Raw genomic sequence first — 15,160 nt, 5'->3', positions numbered from 1 at the left:
GCCAGCGGGAGCCGTCAATGAATCAGCAGGCTACCCTGAGCTCGTCGCTTCTGGCCAAGTTCCCCGTGCTGGAACGGGTCCGCGCGCTTCCCAAGCCCGTCCTGCTCGGCGCCGCCGCGGCCCTTGTCGCGGTGATCGTCGCCGTGGTCATGTGGAGCAGCGAACCGAAGTACAAGGTGCTGTTCTCGAACCTGGACGACCGTGACGGCGGCGCCATCGTGACGGCCCTGGGCACGATGAACGTGCCCTACCGGTACAACGAAAACGGCACCGCGCTGCTGGTGCCCGCCGACCGCGTCTATGACGCCCGGCTGCAGCTGGCCTCGCAAGGCCTGCCGCGCGGCGGCTCCGTCGGCTTCGAGCTGATGGACAACGCCCGCTTCGGCGCCAGCCAGTTTGCGGAACAGATCAACTACCAGCGCGGTCTGGAGGGCGAGCTGGCCCGTTCGATCGAAGCCATGAACACCGTGCAGCACGCCCGCGTCCACCTGGCCATGCCGCGCCAGTCGCTGTTCGTGCGCGAGCGCCAGGCGCCCACCGCCTCCGTGCTGCTGAACCTGTACCCGGGCCGCAGCCTGAGCGATGCGCAGGTGTCCGCGATCTCCTGGCTGGTGGCTTCCAGCGTGCCGGAACTGACCGCCGAAAGCGTGTCCATCGTCGACCAGAACGGCCGCCTGCTGTCCGCCCCGCTGGGCGAAGGCCGCGGCATGGACGCCGACCAGCTTCGCTTCGTGCGCGAGATCGAGCAGCGCACCGTCGAGCGCATCCTCACCATCCTGAATCCCCTGGTCGGCCCCGGCAACGTGCACGCCCAGGCCACCGCCGACGTCGACTTCTCGCGCCGCGAGGAAACGTCCGAGGTCTACCGTCCGAACCAGGAACCTGGCCAGGCCGCCGTGCGCAGCCAGCAGACCAGCGATTCCACCCAGCGTGGCGTCGGCCCGGCCCAAGGCGTGCCCGGCGCGCTGTCGAACCAGGCGCCCGCCAACGCGCAGGCGCCGATCACCAATCCCCCGCAGCAACAGCCGCCCCGCCCGGGCCAGCCCCCGCAGGCGGCCAACGCGCAGCAGCAACAACAGCAGCAGCAGACCGGCACGCAGGCCCCCGCCGGCAACCTGAACGAACGCCGCGACGCGACGACGAACTACGAAGTCGACCGCACCATCAGCCACATCAAGCAGCCCACGGGCAACCTCAAGCGCATGTCGGTGGCCGTGGTCGTGAACTACGTGCGTGACAAGGACGGCGAACTGCAGGCGTTGCCGCCCGAGGAACTGAACAAGCTCACCAACCTGGTGCGCGAGGCAATGGGCTATTCCGAAGGCCGTGGCGACTCGCTGAACCTGGTCAACAGCCAGTTCAACGATGGCCCGCCGCCGCTGCCGATGTGGCGCGATCCGGAAATGATCTCGCTGTTCAAGACGATCCTGCTCTGGCTGGTCGGTGGCGTCCTGGCCCTGTGGCTGTACCGCAAGGTTCGCCGCTCGGTCACCGAGTACCTGTACCCGCCGGTCGATCCGGAACAGGCCGAAGCCGAGCGCGCCGAAGCCGCCCGCGAGGCCCAGGACCTGGCCCGCGCCAAGGAAACCGATCGCTATCAGGACAACCTTGAACGCGCTCGCACCATGGCCAACAAGGATCCGCGCGCCGTCGCGATGGTCCTGCGCACCTGGATGACCAAAGATGAAAAATGATTCCCTGCCAATGGACGGCATGACGCGCAGCGCCGTCCTGATGATGTCGCTGGGCGAAGACGCCGCGGCCGAAGTGTTCAAGTACCTGAGCGCCCGTGAAGTGCAGCAGGTCGGCGCCGCGATGGCAAGCCTGAAGCAGGTCACGCGCAACGACGTCGCCGTCGTGCTGGAAGAGTTCCGCCAGGAAGCCGACCAGTTCATGGCCGTGACGCTGGGCTCGGACGACTACATCCGCAGCGTCCTGACCAAGGCGCTGGGCAGCGACCGCGCGGCCGGCCTGATCGAGGACATCCTGGAAGCCGGCGACGGCGGCAGCGGCATCGACGCGCTGAACTGGCTGGATCCGAACACCGTGGCCGAGCTGATCGGCGACGAGCACCCGCAGATCATCGCGACCATTCTGGTGCACCTGGAGCGCGACCGCGCCGCCGGCGTGCTGGCGCTGTTGACCGACCGCCTGCGCAACGACGTCATGCTGCGCATCGCCACCTTCGGCGGCGTGCAGCCGGCCGCGCTGTCCGAGCTGACCGAAGTGCTGAACTCCGTGCTGGCCGGCCAGGGCGCCAAGCGCAGCAAGATGGGCGGAGTGCGCACGGCGGCCGAGATCCTGAACATGATGAACTCGACGCAGGAAGAGACCGTGGTCGCCAGCCTGCGCGAACGCGACAACGACCTGGCGCAGAAGATCATCGACGAGATGTTCGTCTTCGACAACCTGCTCGACGTCGAGGACCGCGCGATCCAGCTCATCCTCAAGGAAATCGACAACGACACGCTCATGGTCGCGCTCAAGGGCGCCCAGGAAGAGCTGCGCGCCAAGTTCCTGCGCAACATGTCCAGCCGTGCGGCCGAAATGCTGCGCGAGGACCTGGAAGCCCAGGGCCCGATCCGCATGTCGAAGGTCGAGACCGAACAGAAGAAGATCCTGCAGATCGCCCGCCGCCTGGCGGAAAGCGGCCAGATCGTGCTGGGCAATTCCGGAGACGACGCGTATGTCTGAAGCGGACCACGGCGCGGCGACGCTCATCTCGCGCAGCGCCGCCTGGCGGCGCTGGCAGATGCTGTCGTTCGACGAGCCGGCGCCCGTCGAAGTCGAACCCGAGCCGGAACCCGATCCGGGCCCCGATCCCGCCGTGGTGATGGCGCAGTTGCGCGCCCAGGCGATTGCGGAAGGCCACGAGGAAGGCGTCACGCGCGGTCATGCCGCCGGGTTCGAAGCTGGCCAGCAGGCGGGCTATGAGGCCGGTCTTGCCGCCGGCCGCGAAGCCGGCCACGCCGAAGGCCTGGCCCAGGGCCGCGAACAGGGCGCCGCCGAAGCGCAGCGCCTGCATGCGCTGGTGGAAGCCTGCGCTGTGTCGATCGGCGCGCTGGAAGAAAAGATGGGCCAGAGCCTGTTGACGCTGGCCCTGGACATCGCCCAGCAAGTCGTGCGCACCACCCTCGCCGAACAGCCCGAATCGGTGGTGAACGCCGTGCGCGACGTGCTGCACATCAATCCGACGGCCGGCGGCCAGATGCGCCTGTGGGCCAATCCGGACGATATCGAACTGATCCGCCTGCACCTGGCGGACGAATTGAAGGAAGGCCACTGGCGCGTGCTGGCCGATGAATCCATTCTGCGTGGCGGCTGCCGCGCCGAGACGCCTTTCGGCGACATCGACGCCACCTTGCAGACCCGCTGGCGCCGCGTGGCCGCCTCGCTCGGCCGCAACGCCTCCTGGGAGGAGCCGGTGTGAACGGCAATCCGGCCTCCGAGCAACCCGGCCAGGCCGGCGCGCCCCTCGCAGGCGCCCCGGCCGTTTCCGCGTCGGCCAAGCCGACCGCGCCCGTGCTCGACCGCTGGCAGACGCAACTTGAGATCGGCTCGATCCGCGCGGCGTCCACCGACCCCTGGCTGGTCAGCGGCAAGATCACGCGCGCGACCGGCCTCGTGCTGCACGCCACCGGCCTGCGCCTGCCCGTCGGCGCCGCCGCCCGCATCGAGATCGCGCGCGGCCACGACCATTGGGCCGACGCCGAAGTCGTGGGCTTTGACGGTCACACGCTGTACCTGATGCCGCAAGCCGACATTTCCGGCCTGCCGCCCGGCGCGCGCGTCGTGCCCGGCGAACCGCCCGTGCAGCGCCAGATTCCGCTGCCGCGCAAGGCCGAACTGAACGGCAACGCCAAGCCCCAGCTTGGCCGCCACCTGCCTGTCGGCAACGCCCTGCTTGGCCGCGTGCTGGACGGCGCGGGCCGTCCGCTCGACGGCCTGGGTCCGCTGACCGGCGCCGAACTGGCGCCCCTGTCTGCCCAACCGATCAACCCGCTGTCGCGCGCGCCCATCGATACGGTGCTGGACACCGGCGTGCGCGCCATCAATGGCCTGCTCACGGTCGGCCGCGGCCAGCGCATGGGCCTGTTCGCCGGTTCCGGCGTCGGTAAATCCGTGCTGCTGGGCATGATGGCCCGCTATACCAAGGCCGACGTGATCGTGGTCGGCCTGATCGGCGAACGGGGCCGTGAAGTCAAGGAATTCATCGAGCACAACCTGGGCCCGGAAGGCCTGGCGCGCTCGGTCGTGGTGGCCGCGCCGGCCGACGTGTCGGCGCTGCTGCGACTGCAAGGCGCCGCGTACGCCACGCGCCTGGCCGAGCATTTCCGCGACCAGGGCCTGGACGTGCTGCTGATCATGGACTCGCTGACCCGCTACGCGATGGCGCAACGGGAAATCGCGCTGGCCATCGGCGAACCGCCCGCCACCAAGGGCTATCCGCCGTCGGTCTTTGCCAAGCTGCCCACGCTGGTGGAACGCGCGGGCATGGGCGCGCCCGGCCCGTCCGGCAAGGCCGGCTCCATCACGGCGTTCTACACCGTGCTGGCCGAGGGCGACGATCAACAGGATCCGATCGCCGACTCGGCGCGCGCGATCCTGGACGGCCACGTCGTGCTGTCGCGCCACCTGGCCGAATCGGGCCACTACCCCGCCATCGACATCGAAGCGTCGATTTCGCGGGCGATGACCTCGCTCATCACGCCGCAGCAGTTCTCCATCGTGCGCCGCTTCAAGCAAAGCCTGTCGCGTTACCAGCGCAACCGCGACCTCATCGCCGTGGGCGCGTACGCCGCCGGCAACGACCCGCAGCTGGACGACGCCATCGCGCGTTACCCGCGCCTGGAAGCCTTCCTGCAGCAGGACATCGGCGAGAACGTCGGGTACGAAGACGCCGTCAATCAATTGCGAGCCAGTTTCGAATCACGGGACACTTATGCCTAGCCAACTGCCTCTGGACATGCTGATCAACCTGGCCAAGGAAAGCACGGACGAAGCCGCGCGCCTGCTCGGCCGGCTGACCGCCGAACGCAGCAATGCGCAACGCCAGCTTTCCATGCTGCACGACTACCGCCAGGACTACCTCGAGCGCCTTCAGACGGCGATGACGACCGGCATGGCCGCCAGCGATTGCCACAACTATCAGCGCTTCATCGGCACGCTGGACGACGCGATCGGCCAGCAGCAGGGCGTGCTGCGCCAAGCCGAGGAAAACCTGTCCAAGGGGCAGCTCTATTGGCAGCAGGAAAAACGCAAGCTCAACTCCTACGATGCCCTGGCGCAGCGCGAACAGCGCGCCCAGGCGCTGGTGGAGTCGCGCCGTGAACAGCGCGCCAACGACGAATACTCCGCCCGCCTGGTCCAGCGCCAGGCCAGCGGCATGCAGCATTAAGCAATACTCACAGGAAGCTTTAGATGACCGCTCCCCTGCCCTTGCCTTCGATCGCGCCGGCCGCTCCGGCGCCGGTCAACGACGCGCGCGGCGCCAAACTGGCTGCCGGGAACAAGAAAGATAAAGGCCCCGCCTTCTCCGACGTCCTGGCGCAACAGCGTCCGGCGCAGCAGCAGCCCAACCAGGCCGCCGACGCCCGCCCCGCGAACGGCAACAGCAAGACGCCGTCCAAGGACGGCAAGCCCAGCGATCCGGCCGCCACGGCCGAAGGCGCCGCCGCCGGCGCCATCAATGACGCGGTGCAGACCGCCGCCCAGGCCGAAGCCGGCGCGCTGGCCGTCGCGGCGCAGCTGCCCGTGGCCCCGTCCGACCTGCCGCAACAGGCCCTGGAGATCGCGGCCCAGGCCGCCGAACAGGTGCAGCTTGCCCGCGGCAATGCCGCTGCGGCCGTCACCGCCATGAACCAGGGCGCCGCCGTGCTGACGGCCGCGCTCACTGCCGCCGACACGTTGGCGCCGCAGGCCGCGCAGCAGACGCCGGTGGCCGCGACCGCCGGCCAGGCGCAAGCCGCCGCCGCCCAGATCGCCCGCGACGCCGAAGCCGCGCTGCCGGTCCTCACCGCCGCGGTCAAGCCGGGTTCCGCGCCCGTTGCCCAGGCGCCTGCCGATCCCAAGGCGACCGTCAAGGCCGAAGCGCCCAAGGTGGCTGCCGACCTGCCGCTGCCGCGCGTCGCGCGCGAGACCCCCGCGGACCCAGCCGCGCCCGCGCCGCAGACCCACGTGGCCGATGAAGATCAGCCCGATCTGCTGGCCGGCACGACCCCGCAATTCCAGGCGCCGCAGCATGGCGCCACGCCGCACGAGGCGCTTGGCGCCGCGCTTGCCGCCGCCACCCAGCGGCAGGCCCTGCCGGTCGTCAACCAGGCCGCGCTCGCGCAGCCGGTCGTACCCGTCGTGCTGCAAGTGGCCACGCCCGTCGGCGCCACCCACTGGGGCACCGAGCTTGGCCAGCAGATGGTCATGATGAGCAACAACGTGCGCCAGGGCATGCAGACGGCGGAACTGCGCCTGGATCCCCCGGACCTGGGCCCGCTGCGCGTCAGCCTGAACCTGGCCGATGGCGTGGCCAGCGCCTCGTTCGTGTCGGCGCACGCCTCCGTGCGCCAGGCGATCGAAGTGGCAATTCCGCAGTTGCAGCAGGCGCTCGCCCAGGCCGGCATCTCGCTCGGCCAGACCAGCGTCGGCGAACAGGCCGCGCAGCAGGAATTCGCGCAGCAGAACGGCAGCGGCTCGCAGCGTCAGCAAGGCGGCAATGCCGTCGTCGCGGACGGCGTGGCAGAGTCCGCGCAGCCCGCGGTGACGGTGTCGCGCAACGCCAACGCATTGGTCGACACGTTCGCGTAATGATCCGGCAGCCCGCGCCCGGCAACGGATGCGGGCGGTGCAGCAATAGCTTGAGATACGCGGCTTTCGCCCTGTTTTTCGCCTCCAAGCGGCGGCGTGAATTCGGGCAGAATGCTTTCATCCACTAAGAATCCGTTTTCACCAGCGGCAAACACGCATCGAACTCCAGATGGCGACTATCAAACCCATTCCCGCGCCGGCGCGCGACGCGAAGTCCTCCGGCGGCATTGGCCGCATCCTTCGGCCGCTGCTGGCGATCCTGGTGCTGCTGCTGGTTGCCGCGGCCAGTGCCGGCGCGACCTGGTTCATCACGCAGCGCCTGCAGCAGCCGCAAGGCGGCGCCCCGGTGCAGCTTGGCGTGGGCCAGGTGCCTGGCGGCCAACCCGGCCAGCCGGGTCAGCCCGGTCAGGCCGGCGGCGTGCAAGGCCAGCCCGGCCAAGGCCCGCAGGCCACGCCGACGACCTTCGTCGCGCCGTCCGCCACCCCGATCGCCGTGCCCGCGCCCATCTTCGTGCCGATCGAGGCCTTCACGGTCACGCTGCAGAACGCAGACACGGAACGCATCATGCACGTCGGCCTGACCCTGCGCGTGAGCGACGAACAGACCCGCACGCGCCTGGAAAAGTACATGCCCGAAGTGCGCAGCCGCATCCTGATGGTGCTGTCGTCGCAGTCGCCCACCGCCGTGCAGACGCAGCAAGGCAAGAACGACATGGTCGCGGCCATCAAGCAGGCAGTGAACCGTCCCTTCTCGCCCCTGCCTGACGGCCAGTACGTGACCGACGTGCTGTTCACGGCGTTCGTGGTGCAATAAGCATGGCCTACGAGGCGTTTCTTTCGCAGGACGAAGTCGATGCGCTGCTGGCCGGCGTCACCGGCGAGAGCGATAGTAAAAAGGAATCCGACGGCCAGAACGCCGGCGCGCGCGCCTACGACTTGAGCTCGCCCGAGCGCGTCGTACGCCGCCGCATGCAGACGCTGGAGCTCATCAACGAACGCTTTGCGCGCAACATGCGCAACGTTCTGCTGAACTTCATGCGCCGCAGCGCCGACATCACCGTCGGCTCGATCAAGATCCAGAAGTACGCGGACTTCGAGCGCAACCTGCCCGTTCCCAGCAATCTGAACATGATTCAGATGAAGCCGCTGCGCGGCACGGCGCTCTTCACCTACGACCCGAATCTGGTGTTCCTGGTCATCGACAGCCTGTTCGGCGGCGATGGCCGCTACCACACGCGGGTCGAGGGCCGGGACTTCACCACCACCGAACAGCGCATCATCCGGCGCCTGCTCAACCTGACCCTGGAAAGCTACGGCAAGTCCTGGGATCCGGTCTATCCGATCGAGTTCGAGTACGTCCGTTCGGAGATGCACACCAAGTTCGCCAGCATCACCGGCAACAACGAAGTGGTGGTCGTCTCCTCGTTCCACATTGAATTCGGCGCGACTGGCGGCGACCTGAACATCTGCCTGCCATACTCGATGATCGAGCCGGTGCGCGATCTGCTGACGCGCCCGTTGCAGGAAACGACGCTCGAGGAAGTGGATCAGCGCTGGTCGCAGCAGCTGTCGCGCCAGGTGCGCAGCGCCGACATCGACGTGGTCGCGGAATTTGCCCGCATCCCGTCGTCGATCCGCGAGCTGATGAGCCTGAAGGTCGGCGACGTCCTTCCGGTGGACGTGCCCGAAACCGTCATCGCCCACGTCGACGGCGTGCCGCTGATGGAATGCGGCTACGGCGTCTTCAACGGCCAATACGCCCTGCGCGTACAAAACCTGTTTACCCACGATACAGAACCCAACGAGGCCTCTGACCATGACTGACAAGAACGAGCCCGGCACTGGCTCGTCCCCGGCCGACGACTGGGCCGACGCGCTCGCCGAACAATCCCGCGCCAACCCGCCCACGCAAGCCGACGGTCTGAAGCCGCAGGACGACTGGGCCGCCGCGATGGCGGAACAGGCCGCCACGCCGGCGGCGGCTGCCCCCGCGCCCGCCGCCCCGGCCCCGGCCGCCGCACCCGCTGCGCCCGCGCAATCCGCGGCGCAATCGGTGTTCAAGCCGCTGGCCGGCGCCACGTCCGGCCAAGGCACCGACATCGACCTCATCATGGACGTTCCCGTCCAGTTGACGGTCGAGCTGGGCCGCACCCGCCTGACCATCAAGAACCTGCTCCAGCTGGGCCAGGGCTCCGTGGTCGAACTCGACGGCCTGGCCGGCGAGCCGATGGACATATTCGTCAACGGCTACCTGATCGCCCAGGGCGAAGTCGTGGTCGTCGAAGAAAAGTACGGCATCCGCCTGACCGACATCATCACCCCGTCCGAGCGGATCAACCGCTTGAACAACCGTCGTTGAACCCTGGCGCCATGACCGAACCTGCTCTGCTGCGCGTCATCGTCGGCCTCGTGCTGGTGGTGGCCGCCATCCTGGTCTCGGCGTGGCTTGCCAAGCGCGCCGGACTGGTGCAACGCGGCGGCGGCAATCTGCTGCGCCAGGTTGCCAGCCTGCCGGTCGGTCCGCGCCAAAGCGTCGTCGTCGTCGAGATCGAAGACACCTGGCTGGTGGTGGGCGTTGGCCCGAACCAGCTCACCACCCTGCATACCCTGCCCGCCGGCCAGTTGCCGGAGGGTTCGCCTTTGCCCACGGCCGCCTTTGCGGCCAAGCTGGGCCAGGCACTCAAGCGCCGCTAAGGCACAACGCCCCGGCGCGAATCAAGCGATACCCATGAGTTTGCCTACCCGCACGACATTCGCACGCGCCGGCCAGCGCGCGCTGCCCATGCTGGCCGCCGCCGCGGTGCTGGGCCTGGCCTTCTTCCCGGCCGGCGTCGTGGCCCAGGCCACGCTGCCCGCGCTGACGGCCACGCCGGGCGCGGACGGCTCGCAGACGTACTCGCTCAGCATGCAGACCATGCTGCTGATGACGTCGCTGTCCTTCCTGCCGGCGGCGCTGCTGATGATGACGGGCTTCACGCGCATCATCATCGTGCTGGGCCTGCTGCGCAGCGCGATGGGCACCGCGATGTCGCCGCCCAACCACGTGCTGATCGGCCTGGCGCTGTTCCTGACCTTCTATACGATGTCGCCGGTGTTCGACAAGATCTACACCGACGCCTACAAGCCTCTGTCCGAAGGGACGATCCAGTTCGAGGCCGCGGTCGAACGCGCCGCGGGTCCCCTGCGCACGTTCATGCTGCACCAGACGCGCGAGAACGACCTGTCGCTGTTCGCCAATCTGGCCAAACAGCCGGCGCTGGAAGACCCCTCGCAGGTGCCGATGCGCATCCTGGTGCCGGCCTTCATCACCAGCGAACTGAAAACCGCCTTCCAGATCGGGTTCACGATCTTCATTCCCTTCCTCATCATCGACCTGGTGGTTGCCAGCGTCCTGATGGCGCTGGGCATGATGATGGTGCCCCCCGTCACCGTGGCGTTGCCGTTCAAGCTGATGCTGTTCGTGCTGGCCGACGGCTGGAACCTGCTCATGGGCTCGCTTGCCCAGAGCTTCTACCAGTAACGCCGCAAGGAGATCGCCATGACTGCCGAAACCGTCATGACCATGACCTACCAGGCGATGAAGGTCGTCCTGGCGATGGCCGGCCCCCTGCTCCTGGTCACCCTGGTGGTGGGTCTGGTCATCAGCATTTTCCAGGCCGCCACGCAGATCAACGAAATGACGCTGTCGTTCATTCCGAAGCTGCTGGCCATGTGCGGCGTGCTGGTGCTGCTGGGCCCGTGGCTGATCGGCGTCATGGTCGACTACATCCGGCAGCTCATCGGCCAGATCCCCATGCTGGTGTCCTGAGCGGCGTTCGCCGCCGGACACGGGTTGCCACGCCATGTTCTCTTTCACGCTCGAGCAGCTCAACGGCTGGGTCGGCCAGTTTCTCTGGCCGTTCGTGCGTATCCTGGCGCTCGTGGCCACCGCGCCCCTGTTCTCCGAATCGCTCATTCCCGTCAAGGTCAAGATTGGCCTGGCCTTCGTGCTGGCCGTGGCGATCGGGCCTGCGCTCGATGCCATGCCGCCGGTGGCGCCCGGCTCGTACGCGGGCCTGTGGATGGTGATGCAGCAGGTGCTGATCGGCATCGCCATGGGCTTTACCATGCGCATCGTGTTCGCGGCGGTGCAGACCGCGGGGGAATTCGTCGGACTGCAGATGGGTCTGTCGTTCGCGTCGTTCTTCGATCCCAGCTCGGGCGCCAACACCGCCGTGCTGTCGCGCCTGTTCAACATCGTCGCGATGCTGACCTTCCTGGCGCTGGACGGCCACCTTCTCGTCCTGGCGGCCCTGGTGCGGTCCTTCGATACCTTGCCGATTGCCACGATCCAGCTGCACCAGAATGGCTGGGGCACGGTCGTCGAATGGGGCAAGACGGTGTTCGTGTCGGGCCTGCTGCTGGCGCTGCCGCTGATCTGCGCGCTGCTCACCATCAACCTGGCGATGGGCATCCTGAACCGCGCCGCCCAGCAGCTTTCCGTGTTCTCGGTGGGCTTTCCCGTCACGCTCATCATCGGCGTGACGGTGTTGACCATCGTGCTGCCTCACGCCGGCCCGTTCCTGGAATCGCTCTTCGAATCGGGCCTGACCGCGATGAGCCGCGTCGTGGACGCCCTGGCGGGACGATAGCGGGGCCGGCGGGCGGCCCGCCCGCCCCCGGCGCTCAGTGCTGGCCCACCACGCGGAAGACGCGGATGGTCTCGCGCAGCGCGCCCGACTGATTGCCCAACTGCGTCACCGCGCCACCCAACTCCTGCACGAGGGCCGTGTTCTGCTCGGTCATCACGTCCATCTGCGAGACCGCGGTGTCCACCTGCTCGATGCCGGTCGACTGTTCCTGCGAGGCGCGCGAGATCTCACTGATGATGGCCGTGACGCGGTGCACGGCGTCCACGATCTCCTGCATCGTCGCGCCAGCCTGTTCGGCCTGTGCCGAGCCTTCCGTCACGCGATCGACCGAGTCCTCGATCAGCGACTTCACTTCCTTGGCCGCCTGCGCGCTCTTTTGCGCGAGGCTGCGCACCTCGCCCGCCACCACCGCAAAGCCCTTGCCGGATTCGCCGGCCCGGGCCGCTTCCACCGCCGCATTCAGCGCCAGGATGTTGGTCTGGAAGGCGATGCCTTCGATGATGCTGACGATGTCGGCGATCTTGCGCGAGCTGTCTGAAATGCCGTGCATGGTGTTGACCACCTGCCCCACGGCCACGCCGCCGCGCCGCGCGACGTCCATGCTGCTGGCGGCCAGGTCGTTCGCCTGCCGCGCGTTGTCGGCGTTCTGACGCACGGTCGAGGTCAGTTGCTGCATGCTGGCGGCCGTCTGCTGCAACGACGCCGCCTGCCCCTGAGTGCGGCCGGCCAGCTCCTGGTTGCCGCGGGCAATGTGCACGGCGGCGTGCGTCGTGCCTTCGATGCCGCGGTACACATCGTGCGCGATGCCGATCAGGCTCTTGCGCATCACTTCCAGCGAAAACTTCAGGCTGCCCACCTCGTCGTCCGACTCTGGCACGATCTGCGTGGTGAGATTGCCGGCCGCGACCTGGCGCGCCATGTTGGCAGCGTCCAGCATCGGATCCAGGAGCGAACGCGCCAGGCTCCAGCCCATGCCGTAGATGGCGGCAACGGCCAGCGCTATCGCGCCGCAGCCCAGCCCCGCGCCCCACGGCGACAGGCTGTCCCAATTGGCGTGCAACCCATAGGCGCCCGCCGCGGCGACGAAGCCGGCCGACAGCGTGGCGTGGCGCAGCATCCGGTTGCGCACGCCGGACCGGAACGGAAAGGCCAGCACGTCCAGCCCACGGCGCCAGCCAGCGCGCACGGGACGGCCACGCAGGATGCGCACGCCCTTGGCCTTGCCCTCGCGCATGCGCGCATAGAGTTCCTCGGCCATCTCGACCTGCTCTTCCGACGGACGCACGCGCACCGACGAATAAGCCACGACCTCGCCGTTCTCGACAATGGGCGTGGCGTTGGCCAGCACCCAGTAAAAGCCGCCATCCTTGCGGCGGTTCTTGACGACCCCCAGCCAGGACTCGCCGGCCTCCAGGGTCTCCCAAAGATCCGCGTAGGCCTCCGGGGGCATGTCGGGATGGCGCACGATGTTGTGCGGCTTGCCGATGAGTTCGTCGCGCGTGAAGCCGCTGACATCGACGAACGCAGGGTTGGCATAGACGATGCGGCCCTTGGTATCCGTGCGCGAGATCAGGTATTGATCCTCGCGCAGCTTGGTTTCCACATTGGTGACGGGTAGGTTGACGCGCACGGCTTGTCTCCGGGTTTACAACATATACGACAGCAGATTGAGCGGCATGCAACGGACGCGATGCGAGGCAACGGTGCACTCCCGCCGGCTTCGTCTGGCGCCCGATCCCCCGGTCACCATCGATCACTGTGTTTTCGGCCTGACGCATCAGGCGTTGCCAATGTTTACGGTCATAAAGCAGAAAACTTAACGTGCTTATGACCGCGATCAACGCCCTTATAACCGCTGGAAATAAGACGAGCGATTCCTGCCGGATCCGAGCATTGCGGACGCAAAAAAGCCGCGCCCGATCCCGCGTGTGCAGGATCGGGCGCGGCCCGGAACAACAACGATCAGTTCAGCGACGGCGCGGCATAGCCGCCGAGCTGATGCGCAGGCACTTCAATGACTTCGCCCGCGTTGATCTTGAACACGGCCACCGCTTCGGCCAGGCGCTGGGCCTGCTCCTGCAGCGAGCCGGCGGCGGCCGCGGCCTCTTCCACCAGCGCCGCGTTCTGTTGCGTCACTTCGTCCATCTGCGACACCGCGCGGTTGACCTGGTCGATGCCGCTGGATTGTTCCTCGGACGCCGCCGAGATCTCGCCCATGATGTCCGTCACGCGCTTCACCGACGCCACGATTTCCTGCATGGTCGCGCCGGCGCGTTGCACCTGCTGCGAACCGGCGCCCACCTTGGAGACCGAGTCCTCGATAAGACCCTTGATTTCCTTGGCGGCCTGGGCGCTGCGCTGCGCCAGCGAGCGCACTTCGCCCGCCACCACCGCAAAGCCCTTGCCTTGTTCACCGGCACGCGCGGCTTCCACCGCCGCATTCAGCGCCAGGATGTTGGTCTGGAAAGCGATGCCGTCGATGACCGACACAATCTCCGAAATCTTACGCGAGCTGGCCGAAATGCCTTCCATGGTGTTGACCACTTCCGACACGGCGGAACCGCCGCGTTCGGCCACGTCCGACGCGCTGGCCGCCAGCTGGTTGGCTTGGCGCGCATTGTCGGCGTTCTGCTTCACGGTCGAGGCCAGCTCTTCCATCGAGGCAGCGGTCTCTTCCAGCGAAGCGGCCTGCTCTTCCGTGCGGCTGGACAGATCCGTGTTGCCCGCGGAAATCTCGCGCGAGCCCACCGTGATCTCGTCCACGCCGCGGCGCACCGTCGACACCGTGCGCGTCAGGCTTTCCTGCATGCGCTTGAGGGCGGCGAACAGCTGGCCGATTTCGTTGTGCGAACGCACTTCCACGCGGCCCGTCAGGTCGCCGGCGGCGATCTTGTCAAAGTGCTGGCCGGCCTCGACCAAGGGGCGCACGACCAGGCGGCCGAACAGGATGCGGGCAAGCACCATCAACAAGAGGGCCAGCGCCACGGCAATGCCCACGGCGATCATGGCCAGCTTGAAGTTCGCTTCGGCCTGATCGATCGTCTGGCGCTGCTGATCGGCGATGTACTTGTCGAACTGGGCGATCGCCTCGATGAAGGCGGCGCTACGCGGCGTGCCGTATTCGTTGTTCACCATGTAGAACGTCGAATAGTCTTCGCTGCGCAGGGCTTCGACCATCGTGTCCACGCCGTCGTCGATGTACGAGCGATAGCGGCGCACCAGGTTCATCGACAGCTGGCGGCCGGTGTCGTCCTCGAGCATGTTCTTCTGGAAATCGGCGAAGCGGCTGCGCACGCCGGTCAGGAGGTCGGTGGAACCCTTGAGCGCGGCGGCCGCGTCACGCGCCGAATTCTCGCCGCTGCCCCAGCCGGACTCCTGCAGGTGACGGGCGGCCACCATCAGGCCAACGCGTGCACGCAGCATGTCGCTGTTGATGATCTCGACCTGCTTGGCGCGCTCGGTCAGCGCATTGACCTCTCGGATCGATTCATAGTTGCTTTGCAGGAAGTAGGCGGCCAAGCCCCCCACTGCTGCGATCAGCAGCGCGAAAAACGCCATCACCCACAGCAGCATCGTGCCGACGCGCGCATCGCGCAGCCTCAGTTTGCGCTTGACCTTGGGTGCGCGCGCGGCTTTTTTCTTGCCCGCCTTGCCGGCCTTTGCGCCGGATTCGAGACTCGCTTCCATTTATTTCCCCATCCCTCAGGAACTGCTCTGACCAAATGAAA

Annotated in this window: 15 protein-coding genes; 13 read left to right on the top strand and 2 right to left on the bottom strand. The window is 67.5% G+C overall.

The features are described 5' to 3' along the window. Positions 1-17: 17 nt before the first annotated feature. The 13 genes from fliF to fliR all read left to right on the top strand — a co-directional run bounded on the left by fliF (position 18) and on the right by fliR (position 11,432). On the top strand, positions 18-1,694 hold the full coding sequence (gene fliF, locus QEP15_RS10395; RefSeq protein ID WP_152384181.1) for a flagellar basal-body MS-ring/collar protein FliF: 1,677 nt from the start codon (positions 18-20) through the stop codon (positions 1,692-1,694). Then, positions 1,684-2,694: a flagellar motor switch protein FliG gene (gene fliG / locus QEP15_RS10390; RefSeq protein WP_056316680.1), complete on the top strand. Its 1,011-nt coding sequence runs from the start codon at positions 1,684-1,686 to the stop codon at positions 2,692-2,694. The genes fliF and fliG overlap by 11 nt, the downstream gene beginning before the upstream one ends. Then, positions 2,687-3,430 (top strand): flagellar assembly protein FliH, encoded by a 744-nt coding sequence (fliH, locus tag QEP15_RS10385; RefSeq protein WP_152384180.1) that lies wholly within the window; start codon positions 2,687-2,689, stop codon positions 3,428-3,430. Before fliG ends, fliH begins: the two co-directional genes overlap by 8 nt. Positions 3,431-3,522: 92 nt before the next feature. Beyond that, a complete protein-coding gene (fliI, locus tag QEP15_RS10380) occupies positions 3,523-4,950 on the top strand; it encodes a flagellar protein export ATPase FliI (RefSeq protein ID WP_056318674.1) in 1,428 nt (475 codons plus the stop codon). Beyond that, on the top strand, positions 4,943-5,398 hold the full coding sequence (gene fliJ / locus QEP15_RS10375) for a flagellar export protein FliJ (protein ID WP_056316675.1): 456 nt from the start codon (positions 4,943-4,945) through the stop codon (positions 5,396-5,398). The genes fliI and fliJ overlap by 8 nt, the downstream gene beginning before the upstream one ends. 23 nt (positions 5,399-5,421) lie before the next feature. Further along, positions 5,422-6,801 carry a flagellar hook-length control protein FliK gene (locus tag QEP15_RS10370; protein ID WP_152384179.1) on the top strand — a complete coding sequence of 460 codons (1,380 nt, stop codon included), beginning with the start codon at positions 5,422-5,424 and terminating at the stop codon, positions 6,799-6,801. Positions 6,802-6,970: 169 nt separating this feature from the next. After that, complete coding sequence (gene fliL, locus QEP15_RS10365; protein WP_056316670.1) at positions 6,971-7,615, top strand: flagellar basal body-associated protein FliL; 645 nt, start codon at positions 6,971-6,973, stop codon at positions 7,613-7,615. Between the two features lie 2 nt (positions 7,616-7,617). After that, positions 7,618-8,625, top strand: a complete 1,008-nt coding sequence (gene fliM / locus QEP15_RS10360) for a flagellar motor switch protein FliM (RefSeq protein WP_152384178.1) — start codon at positions 7,618-7,620, stop codon at positions 8,623-8,625. After that, positions 8,618-9,160 (top strand): flagellar motor switch protein FliN, encoded by a 543-nt coding sequence (fliN, locus tag QEP15_RS10355; protein WP_056316662.1) that lies wholly within the window; start codon positions 8,618-8,620, stop codon positions 9,158-9,160. The genes fliM and fliN overlap by 8 nt, the downstream gene beginning before the upstream one ends. An 11-nt stretch (positions 9,161-9,171) precedes the next feature. Beyond that, positions 9,172-9,495 (top strand): flagellar biosynthetic protein FliO, encoded by a 324-nt coding sequence (fliO, locus tag QEP15_RS10350; protein WP_056316659.1) that lies wholly within the window; start codon positions 9,172-9,174, stop codon positions 9,493-9,495. A gap of 34 nt (positions 9,496-9,529) precedes the next feature. Further along, positions 9,530-10,321: a flagellar type III secretion system pore protein FliP gene (fliP, locus tag QEP15_RS10345; protein ID WP_369818491.1), complete on the top strand. Its 792-nt coding sequence runs from the start codon at positions 9,530-9,532 to the stop codon at positions 10,319-10,321. A gap of 18 nt (positions 10,322-10,339) precedes the next feature. After that, complete coding sequence (gene fliQ / locus QEP15_RS10340; RefSeq protein ID WP_056316656.1) at positions 10,340-10,609, top strand: flagellar biosynthesis protein FliQ; 270 nt, start codon at positions 10,340-10,342, stop codon at positions 10,607-10,609. A 34-nt stretch (positions 10,610-10,643) separates the two neighbouring features. Then, complete coding sequence (fliR, locus tag QEP15_RS10335) at positions 10,644-11,432, top strand: flagellar biosynthetic protein FliR (RefSeq protein WP_128828151.1); 789 nt, start codon at positions 10,644-10,646, stop codon at positions 11,430-11,432. Positions 11,433-11,466: 34 nt separating this feature from the next. On the opposite strand, the gene QEP15_RS10330 is transcribed toward fliR, so the two are convergent. Both QEP15_RS10330 and QEP15_RS10325 read right to left on the bottom strand, forming a co-directional pair. Further along, a complete protein-coding gene (locus QEP15_RS10330; RefSeq protein WP_280148753.1) occupies positions 11,467-13,062 on the bottom strand; it encodes a methyl-accepting chemotaxis protein in 1,596 nt (531 codons plus the stop codon). A gap of 332 nt (positions 13,063-13,394) precedes the next feature. Further along, a complete protein-coding gene (locus QEP15_RS10325; RefSeq protein WP_062840925.1) occupies positions 13,395-15,119 on the bottom strand; it encodes a methyl-accepting chemotaxis protein in 1,725 nt (574 codons plus the stop codon). Between the last annotated feature and the right edge of the window lie 41 nt (positions 15,120-15,160).

Origin of the sequence: Achromobacter mucicolens (genome assembly GCF_029866465.1) — a bacterium.
Lineage (GTDB): Bacteria > Pseudomonadota > Gammaproteobacteria > Burkholderiales > Burkholderiaceae_B > Achromobacter > Achromobacter mucicolens.
The sequence above is the reverse complement of the archived record's forward strand: the minus strand, read 5'-3'. Positions and strand labels throughout refer to the sequence as shown.